The 22,464-nt window shown below is 70.1% G+C and carries 20 protein-coding genes; 4 read left to right on the top strand and 16 right to left on the bottom strand.

Translation table 11 applies throughout. The annotated features are described in order from the left end of the window. The 7 genes from rplC to rfbB form a co-directional block, all read right to left on the bottom strand. The gene (gene rplC / locus ABT093_RS08830) at positions 1-648 is read right to left on the bottom strand and encodes a 50S ribosomal protein L3 (protein WP_350561914.1); all 648 of its coding nucleotides are present in this window, start codon (positions 646-648) and stop codon (positions 1-3) included. A 14-nt stretch (positions 649-662) separates the two neighbouring features. After that, on the bottom strand, positions 663-971 hold the full coding sequence (gene rpsJ / locus ABT093_RS08825) for a 30S ribosomal protein S10 (protein ID WP_012785157.1): 309 nt from the start codon (positions 969-971) through the stop codon (positions 663-665). A gap of 397 nt (positions 972-1,368) precedes the next feature. Beyond that, a complete protein-coding gene (locus ABT093_RS08820; RefSeq protein ID WP_350561912.1) occupies positions 1,369-3,174 on the bottom strand; it encodes a hypothetical protein in 1,806 nt (601 codons plus the stop codon). A 54-nt stretch (positions 3,175-3,228) separates the two neighbouring features. Beyond that, positions 3,229-3,621: a DUF2304 domain-containing protein gene (locus ABT093_RS08815; RefSeq protein WP_350561910.1), complete on the bottom strand. Its 393-nt coding sequence runs from the start codon at positions 3,619-3,621 to the stop codon at positions 3,229-3,231. Next, on the bottom strand, positions 3,618-4,307 hold the full coding sequence (locus tag ABT093_RS08810; RefSeq protein WP_350561908.1) for a glycosyltransferase family 2 protein: 690 nt from the start codon (positions 4,305-4,307) through the stop codon (positions 3,618-3,620). Before ABT093_RS08810 ends, ABT093_RS08815 begins: the two co-directional genes overlap by 4 nt. Before the next feature lie 75 nt (positions 4,308-4,382). Beyond that, positions 4,383-5,732 (bottom strand): lipopolysaccharide biosynthesis protein, encoded by a 1,350-nt coding sequence (locus ABT093_RS08805; protein ID WP_350561906.1) that lies wholly within the window; start codon positions 5,730-5,732, stop codon positions 4,383-4,385. Further along, positions 5,729-6,706, bottom strand: a complete 978-nt coding sequence (gene rfbB, locus ABT093_RS08800) for a dTDP-glucose 4,6-dehydratase (protein ID WP_350561904.1) — start codon at positions 6,704-6,706, stop codon at positions 5,729-5,731. Before rfbB ends, ABT093_RS08805 begins: the two co-directional genes overlap by 4 nt. Before the next feature lie 117 nt (positions 6,707-6,823). Here rfbB and rfbA point away from each other — a divergent pair, with 117 nt between their 5' ends. The 4 genes from rfbA to ABT093_RS08780 are packed head-to-tail and all read left to right on the top strand — an operon-like array spanning position 6,824 to position 10,255. Beyond that, positions 6,824-7,699: a glucose-1-phosphate thymidylyltransferase RfbA gene (gene rfbA / locus ABT093_RS08795; protein ID WP_350561902.1), complete on the top strand. Its 876-nt coding sequence runs from the start codon at positions 6,824-6,826 to the stop codon at positions 7,697-7,699. Beyond that, positions 7,696-8,295 carry a dTDP-4-dehydrorhamnose 3,5-epimerase family protein gene (locus tag ABT093_RS08790; protein ID WP_350561900.1) on the top strand — a complete coding sequence of 200 codons (600 nt, stop codon included), beginning with the start codon at positions 7,696-7,698 and terminating at the stop codon, positions 8,293-8,295. Before rfbA ends, ABT093_RS08790 begins: the two co-directional genes overlap by 4 nt. 47 nt (positions 8,296-8,342) lie before the next feature. Then, positions 8,343-9,239 (top strand): glycosyltransferase family 2 protein, encoded by an 897-nt coding sequence (locus ABT093_RS08785; protein WP_350561898.1) that lies wholly within the window; start codon positions 8,343-8,345, stop codon positions 9,237-9,239. Between the two features lie 50 nt (positions 9,240-9,289). Beyond that, positions 9,290-10,255 carry an NAD-dependent epimerase/dehydratase family protein gene (locus tag ABT093_RS08780; protein WP_350561896.1) on the top strand — a complete coding sequence of 322 codons (966 nt, stop codon included), beginning with the start codon at positions 9,290-9,292 and terminating at the stop codon, positions 10,253-10,255. Between the two features lie 104 nt (positions 10,256-10,359). On the opposite strand, the gene ABT093_RS08775 is transcribed toward ABT093_RS08780, so the two are convergent. The 9 genes from ABT093_RS08775 to rpsL form a co-directional block, all read right to left on the bottom strand. Continuing rightward, on the bottom strand, positions 10,360-10,839 hold the full coding sequence (locus ABT093_RS08775; RefSeq protein WP_350561894.1) for a GtrA family protein: 480 nt from the start codon (positions 10,837-10,839) through the stop codon (positions 10,360-10,362). Positions 10,840-10,850: 11 nt separating this feature from the next. Then, positions 10,851-13,214: a hypothetical protein gene (locus ABT093_RS08770; protein WP_350561892.1), complete on the bottom strand. Its 2,364-nt coding sequence runs from the start codon at positions 13,212-13,214 to the stop codon at positions 10,851-10,853. Positions 13,215-13,300: 86 nt separating this feature from the next. Then, positions 13,301-14,314: a glycosyltransferase family 2 protein gene (locus ABT093_RS08765; RefSeq protein ID WP_350561890.1), complete on the bottom strand. Its 1,014-nt coding sequence runs from the start codon at positions 14,312-14,314 to the stop codon at positions 13,301-13,303. A 60-nt stretch (positions 14,315-14,374) separates the two neighbouring features. Then, complete coding sequence (locus ABT093_RS08760) at positions 14,375-15,523, bottom strand: acyltransferase family protein (protein WP_350561888.1); 1,149 nt, start codon at positions 15,521-15,523, stop codon at positions 14,375-14,377. 176 nt (positions 15,524-15,699) lie between these two features. Continuing rightward, the gene (locus ABT093_RS08755; RefSeq protein WP_350561886.1) at positions 15,700-17,775 is read right to left on the bottom strand and encodes a hypothetical protein; all 2,076 of its coding nucleotides are present in this window, start codon (positions 17,773-17,775) and stop codon (positions 15,700-15,702) included. A gap of 182 nt (positions 17,776-17,957) precedes the next feature. Continuing rightward, positions 17,958-19,151, bottom strand: coding sequence for an elongation factor Tu (gene tuf / locus ABT093_RS08750; protein WP_030280743.1), 1,194 nt, complete (start codon positions 19,149-19,151; stop codon positions 17,958-17,960). A 199-nt stretch (positions 19,152-19,350) separates the two neighbouring features. Beyond that, positions 19,351-21,456 (bottom strand): elongation factor G, encoded by a 2,106-nt coding sequence (gene fusA / locus ABT093_RS08745; RefSeq protein WP_350561884.1) that lies wholly within the window; start codon positions 21,454-21,456, stop codon positions 19,351-19,353. Between the two features lie 39 nt (positions 21,457-21,495). Then, positions 21,496-21,966, bottom strand: a complete 471-nt coding sequence (gene rpsG, locus ABT093_RS08740; protein ID WP_030055803.1) for a 30S ribosomal protein S7 — start codon at positions 21,964-21,966, stop codon at positions 21,496-21,498. A gap of 2 nt (positions 21,967-21,968) precedes the next feature. Continuing rightward, positions 21,969-22,340, bottom strand: a complete 372-nt coding sequence (gene rpsL, locus ABT093_RS08735; RefSeq protein WP_014144289.1) for a 30S ribosomal protein S12 — start codon at positions 22,338-22,340, stop codon at positions 21,969-21,971. Between the last annotated feature and the right edge of the window lie 124 nt (positions 22,341-22,464).

The following is a 22,464-nucleotide window of genomic DNA, read 5'->3' as shown; positions in this document are numbered from 1 at the left end:
TCACAGCCCCTTCGCCGCGGTGCGGACGAGGACGAGGCCGCCGTTCGGGCCCGGGATCGCGCCCTTGATGAGGAGCAGACCCTTCTCCGCGTCGACCGCGTGAACGGTCAGGTTCTGGGTGGTCACACGCTCGTGGCCCATCCGACCCGCCATGCGCAGGCCCTTGAACACGCGGCCCGGGGTGGCGCAGCCACCGATGGAACCGGGCGAGCGGTGCTTGCGCTGGGTGCCGTGACCGGCGCCGAGACCACGGAAGTTGTGGCGCTTCATGACACCGGCGAAGCCCTTGCCCTTGGAGGTGCCGGTCACGTCGACCTTGACACCCGCCTCGAACACCTCGGCGGTGAGCTCCTGGCCCAGGGTGTACTCGGACGCGTCCGAGGTACGGATCTCGACCAGGTGGCGGCGCGGGGTGACGCCGGCCTTGGCGAAGTGGCCCGCGAGGGGCTTGTTCACCTTGCGGGGGTCGATCTCGCCGAAACCGAGCTGGACGGCGTCGTAGCCGGCCGAGCTGTCGGCGGTGTGGACCTGGGTCACGACATTCGGCCCAGCCTTGACGACGGTCACCGGGACGACCCGGTTGTTCTCGTCCCAGACCTGGGTCATGCCGAGCTTCTCGCCCAGGATGCCCTTAATCTGCTTAGCCATCTTCGGTGCGCCTCTCAGAGCTTGATCTCGATGTCGACGCCCGCCGGCAGGTCGAGACGCATGAGCGAGTCAACCGTCTTCGGCGTGGGGTCGAGGATGTCGATCAGACGCTTGTGAGTACGCATCTCGAAGTGCTCGCGCGAGTCCTTGTACTTGTGCGGCGAGCGGATGACGCAGTACACGTTCTTCTCAGTGGGCAGCGGCACCGGGCCCGCGACCTGCGCACCAGTACGGATCACCGTCTCGACGATCTTCTTCGCCGAGGAGTCGATGACCTCGTGGTCGTAGGCCTTGAGCCGGATGCGGATCTTCTGTCCCGCCATGGCTACTTTGTAGTCCTTCTGTCTTAGTCACTGCACGACCCCCGCCGACCCCCGCGCTCGGGCGTGTCGCACTCGCGCTTGCAAAAAACCGGCGATCAAATCGTCGGTTTCGAACTTTCGGGGAGGGGGGAACCGGGCCGAGGCCCCGCACACGCTTCCCGGAAGATTCCCGTACTTTCGCCCCGCAGCTGCCGTGGCGTAACACTCACGCTTGACGGCCATCACGGGAACGACGAGTACGTGGGACTCGCTTCCGGTCCTCCCGGCGGGAGGCGCGCAGCATCGGCACTCAACCGAGCAACTTGGACATACTGCCACAGGCGTGAGCCGGAAAGCCAATCGGGGCCGGTGAGGCGCACCTCACCGGCCCCGACGCGCTCGCGCGGGCTGCTCCCGGCTACTTGGCCGGGCCGTTGTCCCAGGGAGCGCGGCGGCCGCAGACCGCCTTCCAGTCCTCGGTCGGGACGCCGGCGCACCAGACGAACTTCTTGTCGTCCTTGTCCGGGGTCCAGTCCTTGATGATGATGTCCGCGCAGGTCGAGACGGGCGCGTACCGCGGGCAGCTGCCGTCGGCCTTCTTGATGGTGTGCGCGCGCCAGGCGTCGAGCCCCATCGTCCCGGCCTTCTCGTCCTCCGGCATGTACCGGTTGACCGACCAGGAGGCGCCCATGGTGCCGAACAGCGCGAGGGCGCAGACCAGGCCCGCGGCGAACTGGCGCAGCATCCGGCCGGAGAGCACCGACGAACCGGCCGGCGCGTCGTCCTTGCGCAGCACCCGCTCCAGCCAGCCGCTGCCGCGGTGGTAGGCGGCCATCAGGCCCAGCACGGCGAGGATCATCAGGCAGTACAGGATGATCCAGGTGGTCCGGGGGTACAGCGCGACGGTCCCGGTCTGCGCCATCTTCCCGGCGAAGGTGAACCGCATCAGCCAGGCGCCGGCCAGCACGGCGGCGGCCGTGCGCACCGCGAGGCTGCGCAGCCCCAGCCCGAGGCCGAGCCCGACGCCGACGATCAGCAGCACGGCGAAACCGCTCTGGCCGGCCAGCTCGCCCGAGACCGGGTAGTTGTGGTAGGTGGTCTGGCCGACCCGGTCGGACATCCAGCCCATGATGTAGGTCGGGTCGGTGTAGACCATGATGTAGCCGTACCGGTCCGGGACGTCCGCCCCGATCGTGGCCAGCTGGTAGAGCAGCGGCGAGCCGACGATCCCGGCGCTCACCACGGTGGTGCCGATCAGCGCGAGCCCGTTGCGCACGGCCGTGCGCCCCCCGCGCCAGGGGAAGACGAAGAGCGTCAGCACGGCGATGCCGGGAGCCGACCACAGGTACCAGCCGGAGTACCAGAGGAACAGCAGGCCGAAGACCACGCCGAAGCCCAGACCGCGCAGCAGCGCCGTGCGGGTCGACATCTCGCCGGCCCGGCGGACCTCGCGCAGCACCGCGGTCAGCAGCGGCACCAGCATGATCATCACGACGTGGCTGTACGGGCGGATCGGGTCCAGGAAGACCACCGCGGCCGGCAGCGCGATCAGCAGCGCCCAGAACGGCCGCAGCAGCAGCCGCCAGGCCAGGTAGCTCATCGGCCCGACCAGCGCGCTGAAGAGGATCTGCAGGTCGTGCAGGGCGAAGCCCTCACCGCCGACCCCGTGGTAGCGGATCTTCGCCCAGAGCGCGATCAGCGCCGGGAAGCCGGGCGGGTAGACCCCGGGCAGGCCCTTGTCGTCCAGCATCCCGGTGGCCATGTGGACCAGGACGCTCGGGTCGCCCTCCTGGCCGCCGAGCGGCCAGGGGGTCCCGTTGAGGGCGACGACGACACCGCCGGCGATCACGCCGGTCGACAGGCCGGCCAGCGCGGCGCAGACCAGCCGCTGGGTGAGCCGGTGCCGGCGCAGGGTGCCCCGGTAGGCGGTGAACAGCAGCACCGCGAGCAGCGGCAGGCCGACGATCGCGACGTACTGCTGGATCTTCGCCAGCCCGCTGACCTGGCCGATCCGGTTCAGCGGGTTGACGTCGATCCGGCTGCAGAGCAGCGTGAAACCGAGGGCCGCGACGACGCTGACCACGACCTCGGCGGTGATCTGGGCCCAGCGCCGGGTCAGCAGGCCGGGCCTGGCCTCCCCCGCCGGAGCGACCGGGGCGGCCGCGCCGGCGGGTTCGAGCTCCGGACTCTCGGTACTGACCGTTCCGGCGGCCAGGTTCGTCATCTCAGTCCCTTTTCCGTCGGACGGGTTGTACGGGTGCGCCCCGCGGGGTGCGGACTACCGCTCGGAGCCGACCGGGAGGACGGCGTCGTCCTCGGCGAAGCGCTCCTTGTTGACCCGCTGGCCGTCGTTGACGGCGACGGTGCGGGCCAGGTCGGTGAGCTTCTTCTCCAACGAGCGGAAGCGCATGAAGGTGTTCAGCGTCATGAAGGCCATCGCCACCACGAGCAGGTAGAGCACCAGGTCGGTGCCGCGCCCGACGCCCAGCTTGTTGGCGATCCAGGTGACGTCCTGCGGCCGGAGGACGGCGTACACGTTGGCGATCACGAAGGCGAAGAACGCCATCCGCTTCCACGCACGGGTGTGCGCGGCGTCCCAGCGGCGGATGAAGGCGTACACGAGCACGCCCGTGCCGGCCATGAGGAGCAGCTGGATCCAGAGGTACTTCACTTGCGGCCACGCTCCCTGAGCGAGATGTCGAAGAGGATGTTGACGCCGTTGATCAACGACTGGCCCTTGGAGCGGGAGTACTCGGTGTACAGGATGTCCACCGGGACCTCCATGACGCGCAGGTCCGAGGAGGCCAGCGTGGCCACGATCTCGGAGGCGTGAGCCATGCCGTTCATGGTGATGCGAAGCGCGGACGCGGCCTTGCGGTTGATCACCCGCAGGCCGTTGTGCGAGTCCGTCAGGTTGAGCTTGCGCGCGGTGGGACTGATCGTCGCCGCGGTCCGCAGGACCACGCGCTTGATCCACGGCACCTCGCCGGTCTGCTCGATGAAGCGGGAGCCGAGGACCACGTCGGCCTCGTCGGCCCGGAGCAGGGCGACCATCTTCTCGACGTCGTGCGTCTGGTGCTGGCCGTCCGCGTCGAAGGTGGCGAAGTACTTGGCGCCCGGCTGCTTGAGCGCGTAGTTGAAACCGGTCTGCAGCGCGGCGCCCTGGCCGAGGTTGACCGGGTGCTGCACGAGGTGCGCGCCGGTGGTCATGATGGTCTCGGCCGAGTTGTCGGTCGAGCCGTCGTCGATCACGACGATGTTGGGGAACGTCTTGCGCGCGTTCTCGATCACATCGGCGATGACGGTTCCCTCGTTGTAGGCGGGGATGACCAGCCACACATCGTCATAGTCGGACATCGTGACTCCATGCCGCGTCGTGCAGCCGCGGATCGCGGCGGGATCGGATGATGGTGGGGAGCTGCGCCTTGACGGTCATACCGAATCCACGAGCGAGGGGCGGACCGGGCCGCCCTGGTCGGCCGGCGCGCCGGGCGACCGCCGCAGGAAGGTCAGCCACAGTGCGGCGAGCATGCAGCAGACCGCGGCCAGCGAACCCATAGTGTAGGCGAGGCAGACCCGGGTCGCGATCGGTCCGGGCAGCAGGGTGGTGACGATCAGGGCAACGGTTCCCACCGCCCAGCCGAGCAGTTGGAGACGGTGGCGGTGCAGGACGAGCAGCGCCTGGCCGAGCACCATGGCGAGCATGTAGCACAGCGTGCCGGCCGACATCCAGAGGAAGTCCAGCGAGCCGAGCACGTCGTCGGCCTTGAAGAGCACCTGGATCAGCCACGGCCCGAGCAGGGTCGCGGGGATGCCGCCCGCCACGCCGAGCACGGTGACCACACCGCAGGTGCGCGCGAGCAGCTTGGAGAATCCGGCCCGGTCGCCGGCCGCCGCCGCGGTGGACAGCCCGGCCAGCAGCGAGGCCTGGAGCGAGCCGAAGACGAACAGCGGCACCCGGGCGAGGACGACGGCGTTCAGCAGGCCGGCCACCAGGGCGGCGTCGTCCGGCGCGAGCAGCTTGGTGGAGACCACCGCGACGTTCACGACCACCTGGGACAGCAGGGTGGAGGCGATCAGCGGGGCCAGGCCCGAGGTGAGGGTGGACCACTTGACCGCCGGTCCGGCCTGGACCCCGGCGAGCAGCGGCCGGAGCGTGGCCACCACGCCCACCAGCGGCGCGACGGTGAGGATCAGCGCGAAGGCGAGCGGCGAGCGGACGCCGGCCAGCGCGCAGCCGACCGCCAGCGCGATGCGCAGCGCGCCGTCCACCGCGAGCTGGGTGCCGTACGCGCCGAACCGGTCGAGGCCGGCCAGCACGCCGCGGCTGACGTTGCTGACCGCCATCGCGCCGAAGGCCGCGGCCAGCGCCACCACCATGCTGCGGTGGCCGTCGAAGAAGGTGTCCGCGAGCGGGCGGGCGGCGACCGCCATGCCGGCCACCAGCACCACCAGCATCCCGGCGGTGAGCAGCAGGATCCGGCGGACGACCGGCGCGGTGCCCTGGCCGCCGGCCCGGCGGGCGGCGACGATCCGGGTGAGCTCCTGCTCGACCGGGAAGAAGAGCCCGAGGCCGACCCACATGAGGATCGTCCAGAGCAGCGAGACCAGGGCCATCTCCGGCTTGCCGAGGCTGTAGCCGGCCGCCATCAGGTGGACGTAGGAGGCGGCGCCGAGCAGCACCGTTCCCCCGATCACCAGCTGGGTGCCCGGGGGAAGAGCGCTGACGACCTTGGCCAGCGGGGAGCGGCGCGCGGGCGCCGCACTGCCCTGTTGGTTCACGACTGCTGCGCGGCCCTCACCTTGAGCGGCTCCCACCAGGCGCGGTTCTCGCGGTACCAGGCGATGGTCGAGGCGAGGCCCTCCTCGAAGGTGACCTGCGGCTCGTAGCCGAGCTCCTCGCGGATCTTGCTGATGTCCAGCGAGTAGCGCAGGTCGTGGCCCTTGCGGTCCTCGACCCGGTCGACCATGTCCCAGCCCTGGCCGGCGGCCTCCAGCAGCAGGCCGGTGAGCTCCTTGTTGGTCAGCTCGACGCCCCCGCCGATGTTGTAGACCTGGCCGGCCCGGCCCTTGCGCAGCGCCAGGTCGATGCCGCGGCAGTGGTCCGAGACGTGCAGCCAGTCGCGGATGTTGCCGCCGTCGCCGTACAGCGGGACGCGCTTGCCGTCGATCAGGTTGGTGGTGAAGAGCGGGATGACCTTCTCGGGGAACTGGTACGGCCCGTAGTTGTTGGAGCAGCGGGTGACCACCACGTCCATGCCGTGGGTGCGGTGGTACGCCAGCGCGAGCAGGTCCGAGCCGGCCTTCGAGGAGGAGTACGGGGAGTTCGGCGCGAGCGGCCACTCCTCGGTCCAGGAGCCCTCGGTGATGGAGCCGTAGACCTCGTCGGTGGAGACGTGCACGAAGCGGCCGACGCCGTGCTTGCGGGCCGCGTCCAGCAGCACCTGGGTGCCGACGACGTTGGTCATCACGAACGGGCCGGCGCCGGCGATGGAGCGGTCGACGTGCGACTCGGCCGCGAAGTGCACGACCGCGTCGTGGCCCGGCATGGCCTGGTCGACGGCGTCGATGTCGCAGATGTCGCCGCGGACGAAGGAGTAGCCCGGGTGGTCCGCGACGGGCGCGAGGTTCTCCTCGACGCCGGAGTAGGTCAGCTTGTCGAAGACGGTGACGCGCGCCGCGGGATCCGCCGACAGCAGCGCGCGGACGAACTGGGACCCGATGAATCCGGCGCCGCCGGTGACGAGGATACGCATAGTGCGGCTGAGTATAGTGCGCGCGCGCAGACCCTCTTCCCGGGGTCCGGGACGGTGATGCGTGGGCGTCCGAAGGCGGTTGTGGCCGGGGACGGCAGGCCACGTAAGGTGTGCGCCATGCGCGGCATTCTTCTTGCGGGCGGCACCGGTTCCCGCCTCTGGCCCCTCACCCGGGCAGTCTCGAAGCAGCTCCTCCCGGTCTTCGACAAGCCGATGATCTACTACCCGCTCTCGACGCTGATCATGGCGGGCATCCGCGAGATCCTGATCATCACGACGCCCCAGGACAGGGAGCAGTTCGAGCGCCTGCTCGGCGACGGCTCGCAGCTCGGACTGGACCTCCAGTACGCCGTCCAGGAGCGCCCCGAGGGCATCGCCCAGGCCTTCGTGCTGGGCGCCGACTTCATCGGCGACGAGCCGGTCGCGCTGATCCTCGGCGACAACATCTTCCACGGCAGCGGCCTGGGCACGCGGCTCGCGCAGCGGACCGACCCCAAGGGCGGCATGGTCTTCGCGTACCCGGTGGCCGACCCGACCGCGTACGGCGTGGTCGAGTTCGACGAGTCCGGCCAGGTCATCTCCATCGAGGAGAAGCCGGTCCGGCCGAAGTCCCGCTACGCGGTGCCCGGCCTGTACTTCTACGACAACCGCGTGGTGGAGATCGCCCGCTCGATCACCCCGAGCGCCCGCGGCGAGCTGGAGATCACCGCGGTCAACGAGGCCTACCTGCAGCGCGGCGAGCTCCAGGTGACCGTCCTGGACCGCGGCACCGCGTGGCTGGACACCGGCACCTTCGTCTCGATGGTGCAGGCCTCGGAGTTCGTCCGGGTCATCGAGGAGCGCCAGGGCTTCAAGATCGGCTGCGTCGAGGAGGCCGCCTGGCGGGCCGGCTTCGTCTCGTCCGAGCAGCTGCGCGAGCTGGCGGAACCGCTGCTGAAGAGCGGTTACGGCCAGTACCTGGTGAACCTGCTCGACGAGGAGGCCGCCCGATGAAGTTCCGCGAGCTCTCGATCGAGGGCGCCTGGGAGATCACCCCGCAGCTGCACGGCGACCCGCGCGGCCTGTTCATGGAGTGGTACCGCTTCGACCGGCTGTCCGAGGTGGTCGGCCACCCGCTGCGGATGGCCCAGGGCAACCTCTCGGTGTCCGCCAAGGACGTCGTCCGGGGCGTCCACTTCGCCGACGTCGCGCCCGGCCAGGCCAAGTACGTCAGCTGCGTGCGCGGCGCCGTGCTGGACGTCGTCGTCGACCTGCGGGTCGGCTCGCCGACCTTCGGCCGCTGGGAGTTCGTCCGGCTCGACGACGTCGACCGCCGCTCGGTGTACATCTCCGAGGGCCTCGGCCACGGCTTCTGCGCGCTGAGCGACGACGCCACGCTCTCCTACGTCTGCTCCGAGACCTACAACCCGACCGGCGAGCACGCGGTGCACCCGCTGGACCCCGACCTGGCGATCGAGTGGCCGGCCGGCACCCCGCAGCTGTCCGCCCGGGACGCCGCCGCCCCGACCCTGGCCGAGGCCATCGAGACCGGCCTGCTGCCGGACTACGAGGAGTGCCTGCGCTACCGGCGTTCGCTCGCGGGCCAGTAGCCTTCTCGCCGTCCCCTCCTACCCGGAAAACACCAGGTGCGCCGCTCATGACAACTCTTGACATCATGCTGCCCTACTACGGCAACGTCGCCCTCATGCAGGCGGCCGTACGCAGCATCCTGGCCCAGAGCGACCCGAACTGGCGGCTCACCGTGGTGGACGACGGCAAGGAACCGGACGTCCCGGGCTGGTTCGCCGAACTCGGCGACGAGCGCGTCTCCTACCAGCGCAACGAGCAGAACCTCGGCGTCACCGGCAACTACCGCAAGTGCCTCGGCCTGGTGCGCGAGCAGCACTTCGTCATGATGGGCACCGACGACATCATGCTGCCGGACTACGTGGAGAACGTCCGCGCCGTCCTCAAGGACAACCCGGACATCGGCATGGTCCAGCCGGGCGTCCAGGTCATCGACGGCGAGGGCAGGCCCACCGACGGGCTGGTGGACCAGGCCAAGAAGCGGATCTACGCGCCCAAGGTGAACGGCCGCAAGCAGATGAGCGGGGAGGAGCTGGCCACCAGCCTGCTCCGCGGCAACTGGCTGTTCTTCCCCTCCATCTGCTGGCGCACCGAGGCCGTGAAGGCGGTCGGCTTCCGGGACAACCTGGAGGTCACCCAGGACCTGGCGCTGGTCATCGACCTGCTCCAGGCCGGCGAGCAGATGATGATCACCGACAAGGTCATCTTCCAGTACCGCCGGCACGCGGTGAGCATCTCCTCCGCTCAGGCCTTCACCGGCGTCCGCTTCGAGGAGGCCAACCGCTTCTTCCGGGACGTCGCCGACCGGCTGGACGCGCACGGCTGGCCGCGGGCCGCCAAGGCCTCCCGGCTGCACCTGTCCTCCCGGATCCACGCGCTCACCATGGTGCCGGGCGCGGTCAAGAGCCGGCACAGCGAGGGCACCAGGACCCTGCTGCGGCACGTCGCCGGCAACGACCGCTACTGAGCCACCCTCCGCCCCACCGTCCCGTACCCGACCTACCGGAACCAGAGGCCATGGCCGCCACCAGCTCAGCTCTCCCCCGGGTCGCCGTTCTCGGCGGCACCGGCTTCATCGGCCGCACCATCCTCGCCACCCTCGCCGAGCGGGGCCACCACCTGCTCACCGTCGCCCGCAAGGAGCCGGCCGACGCCCTGCCCGGCGACTTCGCCCGGCTGGACCTGACCGACGACCCGCCGGCCGCGCTCGCCGCGCTGCTGGAGGAGCACCGGATCGACGTGGTGGTCAACGCGGCCGGCGGCATGTGGGGCCTCACCGACGAGCAGATGGTCGGCGCCAACGTCGGCATGGTCACCGGCCTGCTGGAGGCGCTGCGGTCGATGGCCGCTCCCCCGCGCCTGGTCCACCTCGGCACGGTGCACGAGTACGGCCTGTGCCCGATCGGCGTCAGCCTCGCCGAGGACTCCGAGCCCCACCCGTCCATGGCGTACGGGGAGCTCAAGCTCAAGGCCACCGAGCTGATCGCGGACGCCGTGCGCCGGGACGGGCTCGACGCCGTCGTGCTGCGGCTCGGCAACGTCGTCGGCGCCGGCCAGCCCTCGCACAGCCTGCTCGGCGTCATGGCGGGCAAGCTGGCGGCCGCCCGGGCCGCCGGCACCGAGGCCGAGCTGTCCCTGCAGCCGCTCACCGCCCAGCGGGACTTCGTCGACCTGCAGGACACCGTCGACGCGATCGTCGCCGCCCTGCCGTCCGCCCCGCAGGCTCCGGCCGTGCTCAACGTCGGCCTCGGCCGGGCGAGTTCGGCGCGCGAGCTGGTCGAGCTGCTGATCGAGGTCAGCGGCGTCCCGACGAAGATCACCGAGGTCCCGGCGCCGGAGGGCACCGGCCCGGAGACCGAGTGGCAGCAGCTGGACGTCACCGCGATCGCGAAGGCGCTGGGCTGGACCCCCCGGCGCGAGCTGCGCGAGGCGGTGCGCACCCTCTGGGAGGACGAGGTGCGCCGCACCCCGGCCCTCGGCTGACCCCGTACCGACGGCGATCGCCCCCGGTCCGCTTCGGCGGGCCGGGGGCGATCGCGTTCCCGCGCCGGGCCGGGGCGCGCGCGGGATGAACTCCTGGTGAATCCCTACCTGGTGCGGAACACCCAGATCTTCATCAGCACGAACCGGGCGACGGTGGCCAGGCCGTTGGCGACGATCAGGCCGCCCACCTCGACCACCTTGGAGGCGTCCGGGACGGCGACGTCGAGCAGGGCGAGCACGCCGGCGCTCAGCGCGAGGCCGATGAGGAAGGCCACGGCGCCCTGGAGCTGGTGGCGCAGCGCCCCGTCCGAGCCGGTGATGCCGAAGGTGAACCGCCGGTTGGCGGCGGTGTTCGCGACGGCGCTGACCGCGAGGGCGATCAGGTTGGCGGCCTGCGGGTCCACGAAGCGCCGGGCGACCACGTAGAGCAGCAGGTAGAACAGCGTGCTCAGGACCCCGATGATCAGGAAGGACGGGATCTGGCGCTTGGCGGTGGTGGTCGCCCCCGGTCCGCCGGCGGCGGTCTCCGGCGCCACGGTGGGCTCGGCGGTCGGCGGCATGTTGGCTCCCCTGGGCTCGTTCATCGGCAGGTCGATCAGGACAACTCGAACACGGCCACGCGGCCGTTGTCGTACACGGGCCTGGCCAGCGCGCCCAGCGCGGCGGTGTCGGCCCCGGCCTTGCGGTCGGCCACCAGGTAGCGGACGTGGTGCTCGTCCCGGAGCCGGCCGACGTTCTCCGCGGTCGGCCGGTGGAAGACCTCGTCGTTGAGCCGCAGCAGCGGCTCGTCCCAGAACGCGCCGTTGCCGGCGGCCATGACGCGCGGCGAGTACGCCCAGCCCTCGACCAGCACCGAGCGCTCGGAGTAGCCGCTGAGCCAGAACGAGAGCGCGTTGCCGCAGCCCCGGTTGGGGTCGGCGTAGTCGTCCTCGGGCCGGCAGTGGGTGTTGGTGGCCAGGACGTCGTCCGGCTCGCTGTGCTCGCGGACCCAGCGGGCCGCCTGCACCTGGCCGGCCGGCATCGGCCAGGCGCTCTCCCAGACGTGCTCACGGGTCTGCAGGCCGTCCAGCAGCAGGGTCGGCGCGCCGGCCACCAGCACGCCGGTGAGCAGGACCAGCCCGCCGCGACGGCGCAGCCCCGGCACCGCCCGGCGGCCGAGCGCCCACCAGAGCAGCCCTCCCACCAGGGCGATCCCCGCCAGCGCCGCGGCGGCGGCCACCGCCGGCAGCAGCGCGGCGTAGGTGCGCGGCTGGGTGAGGTCGCCGGTGTTCCGCAGCACGAACTCGGCCCAGTCCCGCGAGTACCGCTGGATGCCCCAGGTCAGCAGGGCGACGAAGAGCACCGTGCCGGCGGCCAGCGCGATCGCGGCCCGCCGCGACAGCCGGGCCCGCTCGACGCTCTCCGCGTAGCCCCAGGCCGACAGGAGGATGCCGAACGGCAGCCCGGCCAGCGTGAAGTAGCTCGCGTTGAAGCCGTTGACCACGAAGTAGAGCGCCGGACCGGCCAGCGCGCCGCCGAGCAGGAACCACTGCACCGGCTGCAGGGCCAGCCGGCGGCGCCACAGCAGCGGCACCAGGCCGGCCACCCGCAGCTGGTGGTTGAGCACGAACGCGCCGACGGTCAGCAGCACCACCCCGGCCTGGACCGGGGCCGAGCGCAGCTGCTGCGGGTCCGCCCAGTACCCCTTGATGTTCCCGAAAGGGACGACTTCCAGGCCGTAGCTCTCGAAGCGGAAGATCACCGCGGTGGTGAACACCTGGGCAGCGCCGAGGACCGCGCCGAGACCGACGATGTTCCACGGGATCCGCCGCTCGACCAGCAGCACCACCGCGCCGGCGAAGGCCAGACCGGCCAGGGTCACCGGCAGCGAGCTGGCCTTGGCCGCGCTGGAGGCCAGGGCGAACAGCCCGGCCAGGACGAAGGCGCCGCGGCCGAAGCCCGGGACGGCCGCGTCCGCGTCCGCGCCCCGCAGCCGGTCCCCCACCGCGGCGATCAGCGCCAGCAGCAGCGGCAGGCTGTAGGTGAGCGAGAGGCTGGCCCAGGACATCAGCGGCACCGAGAGCGCGCCGAAGACCCAGCTGTTGACGTCCGCCGGGTAGTTGACCGTGAACTCGCCGATCGCGAAGACCAGCGCGGCGGCCACCGGGCCGCTCCACGGCCGGGCGGTGAGCCGCCAGGCGGTGACGGCGGCGACGACCATGGCGAGCGCCGAGAGCGCCGGCACCATGAGGCGCATCTGGACCACGGCCAGGTCGATGTCGCCGACCATGCTGGTCATCGCCATGTGGGCGAAGGTGAACCAGTGGTAGTTCAGCGGCTCGCCCGCCGCCTGCGGGAAGGTCAGCGGGACGTGGTGCTTGGCGTTGCCGGCCAGCGACAGCAGGTACGGCAGGTCGATGTACTGCCGGGTGGTCTCGCTGTCCGGGACGATCGGGTTGGTCCGCAGCGCGACGACGTACAGGTAGAGGCTGGTGAACGCGACCGTCGCGGCGACCGCCCAGGACCAGGCCGTGGACGGGATCCGGTAACCGCTCGGGCGCCAGTGCCGGCGCAGGGCCGGGACGGCCGCGAAGGGCACCACGACGGCGAGCGGCCAGGCCAGGGCCAGCGACTGCAGGCCGAGCGAGACCAGCAGCGCCCAGGCGGCGAGCTCCAGCACGAGGCCGACGACGGCGCCGAACGCGAGGTCCTCGACCAGGGTGTGCGGCCGGCGGCGGAGCGCGCGGAACACCAGCGTGCCGGGCAGGACGACCGCCCAGACCGCGTAGCCGGTGTACTTGGCGACGTCGAGCGGCGCGGTGCCGGACTTCAGCAGCACGGCCACCAGCACCAGGTACGCCGCGCCGGCGGGCAGGAACCGCAACGCCGCGGACGGACGCCGCCCGGGGGTGCCGGGCGCGTCGACGCCCTGCTCCGGGCTGCGGAGCGGCGCGGAGGCGGTGCTGTCAGTGGTACCCATCGCTCTTCTCTTCCTGTGGCCGCGTGCCGGCCTGCGGCGGGGCCCGGGGCCCGTCCCGCGGCGGACGGCCGCGGGACGGGAGGGGGTCACGCCACGTACTCGGGGGCCTTCGAGGACCGCGTACGGGGGTCCTCCGCCGAGTCGTAGCCGATGAAGTAGGCCGGGCGGGACTGGGCGGCGGAGTAGATCCGGCCCACGTACTCGCCCAGCAGACCGATGCAGACCAGCTGCACCGCGCCGAGGAAGAGCATGCCGATGAACAGCGAGGACCAGCCGGGGACGGTCTCGCCGAGCGCGTACTCGACCGTGGTGTAGACGCCCAGGCCGAAGCAGAGCACGAAGCTCAGCAGGCCCAGCCAGGTGGCCAGCCGCAGCGGGCTCGCGGAGAAGTTGGTGATGCTGTCGATGGCCAGCCGGATCATCTTCGACAGCGGGTAGTGGGTGCTGCCGGCGACCCGCTCCTCGCGGACGTAGACCACCTCGCCGCTCGGGAAGCCCAGCCACGGCACCAGCAGGCGGTACACCGGCTGGTGCTCGGGCAGCGACTTGAGCGCGTCGACGGCGGCGCGGCTGAGCAGGCGGTAGTCGCCGGCCTGGTTCGGCATCTTCTTGCCGACCAGCTTGCGCATCAGCCAGTAGTAGGCGCCGGCCGTGCGGCGCTTGAAGAAGGTGTCGGTGCCGCGGTCGCCGCGCACGCCGTAGACGATGTCCAGGTTCTGCTCCCGGGCGAGGGAGAGCATCTCCGGGATCTTCTCCGGCGGGTCCTGGAGGTCGGCGTCGATGGAGACGACGTAGTCGCCGAAGGCCCGGTGGATGCCCGCGGTGAGCGCGGCCTGGTGCCCGGAGTTGCGGGCGAACCGGACGATGCGGAACTCCGGCCAGTCCTGGTGGATCTTCTGCATGATCGCCGGGGTGGCGTCGGTGCTGCCGTCGTCGATGCCCACGACCTCGTAGGTGACGGACAGACCGTCCAGGATCGGCCGCAGCCGCTGGACCGTCAGCGGCAGGGCCTCCTGCTCGTTGTAGATCGGGATGACCACCGACAGCAACGGGGGAGCCGAGTCCCCCGGCCAGGCCGCCGGCACTACTGCATTGTCCATCGTTGTTCGCCTATTCCATGAAGATCTGTGCGGTAGACCGGGCGCCGGCTGGGGGGCCGGTCAGCTCGGGGTGCGTCCGGGCTCGTCGGAGGCCCGGCGCAGGGTGAGCATCGAGCGGTCCAGGCCCTTCTTCAGGGCTCCGGAGAGCGGCCGCTCGACCAAGCGATGGATCAGCCACGCGGTGACCAGGATGACCGTCAGTGCCACCGCCAGGGCCCCGCGGACCCCGAGGCCCTGGGTCTGGGCGAAGTGGATGATCGTCCAGCCGATCTCCTGGTGGATCAGGTAAACGGGATAGGTGAGCGCACCGGCGACGGTGAGCCACTTCCACGACGCCCAATTGAACCAGCCCAGGGCGGCGGCGAGCACCAGTGCGAACGCCAGGGTCATCACGCCCGCGATGACGTTCCAGGACAGGTGGTAGCCGAGGACGCTCTCGTACAGGACCTTGATCGAGTTGATCCGGGAGAGGGCCAGCATCCAGCTGAAGCCCACGATCCCCCAGAGCAGCAGGTTCTGGCCGAAGCGGTACATCAGGAACATCGCGATGCCCGCGATGAAGAACGGCGCCTGGTCCGGCATGGCCAGGGTGGTCAGCAGCGGTATCTGCGCCGGGACGGAGAGCGCGCCCGCCACCGCCCAGATCCCGCAGAACGCCACCACCCGGCGGTAGGTCAGGCCCCTGACCACCACGACGGAGAAGAGCAGGTAGAACTTCATCTCCGCCCACAGCGTCCAGTACACGCCGTCGACGTGGTGGACGCCGAAGGGCTCCTGGAGCATGGTGAGGTTGGCCAGCACCCGGGAGGCGTCCAGCCCGTCCGCCGCACCGGACCGGGCGTACTCGGTGAACGTCAGCAGGACGACCGTGGTGAGCGCGACGCCGGTCCAGTAGGCCGGGTACAGCCGGATCACCCGGGAGACGAAGAAGTCGCCGGGCCGCTTGCCCCAGCAGCTCATGCAGATCACGAAGCCGCTGATGACGAAGAACAGCTCCACGCCCAGCCAGCCGTAGGACGCGAACTGGTTGAGCGTGGGCAGCACCTCCCGCGGGGTCTTGCCCGGCCAGACCCCGTCGATCCCGACGTACGCCGTCCAGTGGAAGGACACCACGGTGAGCGCGGCGATCAGCCGCATGCCGTCGAGGGCGTAGAGCCGGGGCCGGCGCTGGCGGGCCGCGGAGCGCGCTCCGGCGGGAGCGGTGGGCACGGCATCACTGTGCCCGGGACGCGACGGCTGCGTCAGGGCAGGGGCATCAGTCATACGGGAGACGCTTTCGCGAGTGGGCTCGAAGCCGAACCGGTCCCCGCGCGCGGGGGCGCGGGGACGACAGGGCGTCAGTGTAGCCGGGCGGCACGAGATCCCCCTTTGACGGGGGTGGTGGCTCAGTCGCCGGGGAAGCTCTTGTTCCACGGGTGGATCCACTGGTTGTCCGGCATGGCGACGACGGTGGCCTTCAGGCCGGCGGCGGCGAGTTCGCGGCCCATCCGGTCGGCCAGCCCGCGGTCGACCACGACGATGGTCAGCGGCTGCCCCACCTTGGTGATGGCCAGCCGGACGTGCTCCATCGCCTTCTGGTACTCGTTCTCCGGACGCGGGGCCGCACCGATGTTGATCCAGTGGGTCTCGTACAGCGGGAGCATGTCGCCGCCGCGCTCGCGCAGCAGCGCCGCGAGCCAGGTCGACTTCAGGTTCTTGTAGTCGTCGTTCGAGTACAGGGCCATGACCGGCCCCTCGATGTCCTTCAGGTCGGCCAGCACGGTCGCGCCGTCGCGGGGGCCGATGTCGCTCCAGGCGTCGCCTCGGCTCCAGCCGACCAGCGAGTTGGCGTGCCAGGCCACCGGGCCGCCCTTGAAGGAGTGGACGTTCCACTGCACGCCGGCGAACAGGCTCAGCGCGGCCGCCACCGCGAGGCCGGAGAGCACGCCGTCGCTCGCGAGCCGGCGGCCCCGCCGGGAGGCGGCCGGGGCCGGGGCCGGGGTGCCCAGCAGGGTGCCGACCGCGCCGAGCGAGATGAGCGCGACCACGATCGCGCAGCCGGCCAGCTTCTCGAAGTAGTAGGAGTACTCGCCTATGGTGCTGATCTGGTACCAGCCGAAGCCGAAGACCACCGTTCCGGTGCCGAGCACCACGGCGAGGTGCGCCCGCCCGGAGCCGGTCCGGCGGTTGGCCGGGGCGGCGGCCGCGAGCAGGGCCAGCAGCATGCCGCCGACCAGCAGCGTGCGGTCCGCCTCGACGCTCGGGCCGCCCAGGCTCGCGGTGCTCGCGACGTCCAGCTCGGACAGGACGGACACCGCGCTGGGGAGACCGGCCAGGCCGAGGCCCACCGCCCCCATCAGCGCGTAGCGCAGCCACCGGCGGGTACCGCCGGCGAACCTGCGGCGGTGCACCAGGACGGAGAGCACCACGGCGAGGCCGACCACGGCGCCGAACAGGTTGTAGACGTAGGTGACGGTGATCAGGCCCGCGAGCGCGACCAGCGCGTACTCGGTCCGGCCCATGGCCGGGCGGATCAGCAGGGCCAGCGTCACGGCGAGCATCAGCAGGCCGATGACCGTCGAGTCGAAGCCGTGGATGACCAGGTAGGTGTAGTTGCTGGCGAGCATCAGCGCCAGGACCGTGCCGCAGACCGCGGCGGTGCGCCAGCCGCGCAGCCGCGGGCCGCCGATCCAGCGGGCCGCCCAGACCAGGGCGGTGGCCAGCAGGGTGTACGCCACGAGCACGTACAGCAGGTACCGGTTCATCACGCCGAGCATGGCGCCGGGGTCGGCGGAGGAGTGGACCAGCGAGTCCACCCAGGCCAGCAGGAAGTGGGTGCCCTGCGGGTAGGTCACCTCGGCCGGGGACATCATGTACGCCCGGGCGGCGTCCTGGTGCAGGAAGTTGTAGCCGCCGACGTGCTGGATCCCGGAGAAGTACGAGAAGTGGTTCAGCCGGTCCTCGGCGGTGCTGAAGAAGGAGAGCCGCTCGGCGGCGGACTTCCCGGCCAGCGGGTGGTGCAGGTAGCGCCAGAAGACGGCGGCGGTACCGAGCACCAGCAGGTCGGAGGGGCGGAAGCGCAGCGGGATCCGCGGCCGGCGGCGGGCGAGCCAGCCGGTCACCGCGACGGCGGTGAGCAGGGTGCCGGAGGTGGCGACGGGCGAGAGCCCGAACGGCCAGAGCGAGAAGAGCAGACCGGAGACCAGCACCGAGCCGACCACGATCAGACCGGCGACGACCAGGCGGTCGAGGAGTCCTCCGCCGACCCGGATGATCGCGGCGACCGCGAGCAGCAGCACCGGGAGCACCACGATGCCGAGCCCGAGCGGGACGAGCACGGCCGGCACCAGCCAGGCGGCCGCCACGGCGGCGGCCAGCACCGGCAGGCTGCGGCGCGCCGGCGCCTCACCCGGAGTCTTCGGCCCCTCGTCGGCGGCACGGCCCGGCCGCACCGCTTCCGTCGCGGGGGAGGTGGTTGCCACGAACGTTGCCCTTCGATCGACCTGGACAGCACAGTGGTTGTCCGAGTACTGACGAACGCCAGAGCCCCCCGGCAACACTGGCCGATCATAGAACAAACACAATCGTGGAAAAGCCGAGGGCCCGGTAGACGTGAGTCCACCGGGCCCTCCTCACCCGGGGGGTGAGCGATCAGAGCGTCGAATTACTTGACGATCTTGGTGACCTGGCCGGCGCCGACGGTGCGGCCACCCTCGCGGATGGCGAACTTCAGGCCCTCCTCCATGGCGACGGGCTGGATCAGCGCGACGGTCATGGCGGTGTTGTCGCCCGGCATGACCATCTCGGTGCCCTCGGGGAGGGTCACGACGCCGGTCACGTCCGTGGTACGGAAGTAGAACTGCGGGCGGTAGTTGTTGAAGAACGGGGTGTGGCGGCCACCCTCGTCCTTCGACAGGATGTAGGCCTGGGCCTCGAAGTCGGTGTGCGGGGTGACCGAACCCGGCTTGATGATGACCTGGCCGCGCTCGACGTCCTCGCGCTTGATGCCACGGAGCAGCAGACCGACGTTCTCACCGGCCTGGCCCTCGTCGAGCAGCTTGCGGAACATCTCGATGCCGGTGACCGTGGTGGTGGTCTTCTCGGTCTTGATGCCGATGATGTCGACGGTCTCGTTGACCTTGAGGATGCCGCGCTCGATACGACCGGTGACGACGGTGCCACGACCGGTGATCGTGAAGACGTCCTCGATCGGCATCAGGAACGGCTGGTCCACGGCGCGGGCCGGGGTGGGGATGTTCTCGTCGACGGCGTGCATCAGGCCGAGGAGCTTCTCGCCCCACTCCTTGTCGCCCTCCAGCGCCTTCAGCGCGGAGACGCGGACGACCGGCAGGTCGTCGCCCGGGAACTCGTACTCGGAGAGCAGCTCGCGGACCTCGAGCTCGACGAGCTCCAGGATCTCCTCGTCGTCCACCATGTCGGCCTTGTTCAGGGCGACAACGATGTAGGGGACGCCGACCTGGCGGGCCAGGAGGACGTGCTCCTTGGTCTGCGGCATCGGGCCGTCGGTGGCGGCGACCACCAGGATGGCGCCGTCCATCTGGGCGGCACCGGTGATCATGTTCTTGATGTAGTCCGCGTGACCCGGGCAGTCGACGTGGGCGTAGTGGCGCGCCTCGGTCTGGTACTCGACGTGCGCGATGGAGATGGTGATACCGCGCTGCCGCTCCTCCGGCGCCTTGTCGATCTGGTCGAACGGCGTGAAGGGGTTGATCTCCGGGTACGCGTCGTGCAGCACCTTGGTGATGGCCGCGGTCAGCGTGGTCTTACCGTGGTCGATGTGACCGATGGTGCCGATGTTGACGTGGGGCTTCGTCCGCTCGAACTTCGCCTTCGCCACTGAGTCCTCCTGAGGACAGTTCCTGTACGCCGTGCTGACGCCAGTTGGTCTTTGATCGGTTTTGGTGCGGGCTGTCCGGAGGACACCCCGTGCCGTCCCGCTGGTGGGGGGGCCGGAGGCCCCGGGAGGATCCGACCGGATCCTCCCGGGTTGCCTCCTAATAGCCTAAGGGTTCGTTATCGTCCCGAATGTCGGGACGTCACTCGCCCTTGGCCTTGGCGATGATGTCGTCCGCCACGTTCTTCGGAACCTCGGCGTACGAGTCGAACTGCATCGAGTAGCTCGCGCGACCGGAGGTCTTGCTGCGCAGGTCACCGACGTAGCCGAACATCTCGGAGAGGGGCACCAGCGCCGTGACGACGCGGGCACCGTGACGCTCGTCCATGGACCGGATCTGGCCACGGCGAGAGTTGATGTCGCCGATCACGTCGCCCATGTAGTCCTCGGGCGTGGTGACCTCGACGGCCATCATCGGCTCGAGGAGGACCGGCTTGGCCTTCCTCGCGCCTTCCTTGAAGGCCATCGAGCCGGCGATCTTGAACGCGAGCTCGGAGGAGTCGACGTCGTGCGCCTGGCCGTCGAGCAGCTTCACGCGGACACCCTGCAGCGGGTAGCCGGCGAGGATGCCGAACTCCATGGCCTCCTGGCAGCCGGCGTCGACCGACGGGATGTACTCGCGCGGAACGCGGCCACCGGTGACCTGGTTGACGAACTCGTAGCCCTCGGCCTGCTCGAGCGGCTCGATCGCGATCTGCACCTTGGCGAACTGACCGGAACCACCGGTCTGCTTCTTGTGGGTGTAGTCGATGCGCTCGACCGCCTGGCGGATGGTCTCGCGGTACGCGACCTGCGGCTTGCCGACGTTGGCCTCGACCTTGAACTCACGGCGCATACGGTCGACCAGCACCTCGAGGTGCAGCTCGCCCATACCCGCGATGATGGTCTGGCCGGTCTCCTCGTCCGTGTTGACCTGGAAGGACGGGTCCTCCTCGGCGAGACGCTGGATGGCGACACCCAGCTTCTCCTGGTCACCCTTGGACTTGGGCTCGATCGCGACGCGGATGACCGGGGCCGGGAAGTCCATGGACTCCAGGATGACCGGGTTCTTCTCGTCGGACAGCGTCTCACCGGTGGTGGTCTGCTTCAGGCCCATGACGGCGATGATGTCGCCGGCGCCCACCGACTCGATCTCCTCACGCTTGTTCGCGTGCATGCGGTAGATCTTGCCGATGCGCTCCTTCTTGCCCTTGACGGCGTTCAGCACCGAGGTGCCGGACTCCAGGCGGCCCGAGTAGACCCGGACGAAGGTGAGCTTGCCGAGGTGCGGGTCCGACATGATCTTGAACGCGAGCGCGGCGAGCGGCTCGTCGTCCGAGGCCTTGCGGGAGATCTTGACGGTGTCGTCGCCCGGCTTGGTGCCCTCGATGGACTCGATGTCCAGCGGGGACGGCAGGTACTTGACGACGGCGTCGAGCAGGGGCTGAACGCCCTTGTTCTTGAACGCGGTGCCGCAGAAGATCGGGGTGAAGTCCGAGTTCAGCGTGCCCTTGCGGATCGCCGCCTGCAGCAGCTCGACCGGGATGTCCTCGCCCTCGAGGGCGAGCTCCATGATCTCGTCGCTGACGTTCGAGACGGTGTCGATCAGCGCCTCGCGGTACTCGTCCGCCTGCTCCTGCAGCTCGGCCGGGATGTCGACGATGTCGTACATCTCGCCCTTGGCGGCCTCGGCGGACCAGACCAGCGCCTTCATGCGGACCAGGTCGACAACGCCCTGGAAGTCCGACTCGGCACCGATCGGGAGCTGCATGACCAGCGGGGTGGCGCCGAGGCGGTCCACGATGGTCTGGACGCAGAAGAAGAAGTTGGCGCCCGTGCGGTCCAGCTTGTTGATGAAGCAGATGCGCGGGACGCCGTAGCGGTCAGCCTGCCGCCACACGGTCTCGGACTGGGGCTCGACACCGGCGACACCGTCGAACACCGTCACGGCACCGTCGAGGACGCGCAGCGAGCGCTCCACCTCGACGGTGAAGTCGACGTGCCCCGGGGTGTCGATGATGTTGATGGTGTGGTCGGCATCGTCGACGGTCCAGTGACAGGTCGTCGCGGCCGACGTGATCGTGATGCCGCGCTCCTGCTCCTGCTCCATCCAGTCCATGGTGGCAGCGCCATCGTGGACCTCACCGATCTTGTACGACACACCGGTGTAGAACAGGATCCGCTCGGTGGTGGTGGTCTTGCCCGCGTCGATGTGCGCCATGATCCCGATGTTGCGGACCTTGGCGAGGTCAAGGGAGGTTGCAGCCATGGTGGCTCGTTCTCTCTCTGTCTAGTGACGGGGTACGGACTACCAGCGGTAGTGCGCGAAGGCCTTGTTGGACTCGGCCATCTTGTGGGTGTCCTCGCGACGCTTCACGGAAGCGCCCAGGCCGTTGCTGGCGTCGAGGATCTCGTTCATGAGGCGCTCGGTCATGGTCTTCTCGCGACGGGCGCGGGAGTAGCCGACCATCCAGCGCAGCGCCAGGGTGCTGGCGCGGCCCGGGCGGACCTCGACCGGAACCTGGTAGGTCGCGCCACCGACACGGCGGGACTTGACCTCGAGGGCCGGCTTGACGTTCTCCAGCGCGCGCTTCAGCGTGACGACCGGGTCCGAGCCGGTCTTCTCGCGGACGCCCTCGAGGGCGCCGTAGACGATCCGCTCGGCGGTGGAGCGCTTGCCGTGCAGCAGGATCTTGTTGACCAGCTGGGTGACGACCGGGGAGCCGTAGACCGGGTCGATGATGACCGGGCGCTTCGGGGCGGGGCCCTTACGAGGCATTCTTACTTCTCCTTCTTGGCGCCGTAGCGGCTGCGGGCCTGCTTGCGGTTCTTGACACCCTGGGTGTCGAGCGAACCGCGGATGATCTTGTAGCGGACACCAGGAAGGTCCTTCACACGACCACCGCGCACCAGCACGATGGAGTGCTCCTGCAGGTTGTGGCCCTCGCCCGGGATGTAAGCGGTGACCTCGATCCCGCTGGTGAGGCGCACACGGGCGACCTTACGAAGCGCCGAGTTCGGCTTCTTCGGGGTGGTCGTGTACACACGCGTGCAGACCCCACGGCGCTGCGGGGAGCCCTTCAGCGCGGGAGTCTTGTTCTTCTCGACCTTGTCCTGCCGGCCCTTTCGGACCAGCTGCTGGATCGTAGGCACCGTTTCTCCGTTTTCTGTGTGCCAAGGCTTGGTGGAACTAACCTGCGGTGATTCCCTCGCACACGGCCCCGTGGTCGACCCACGCGGTCGGGTGTGTTGGGTTTTTTCCGGCACGGAATCCCGT

The sequence above is a fragment of the Kitasatospora sp. NPDC002551 genome, assembly GCF_040296005.1.
GTDB lineage: Bacteria > Actinomycetota > Actinomycetes > Streptomycetales > Streptomycetaceae > Kitasatospora.
This window is presented reverse-complemented; position numbering and strand designations above follow the sequence as displayed.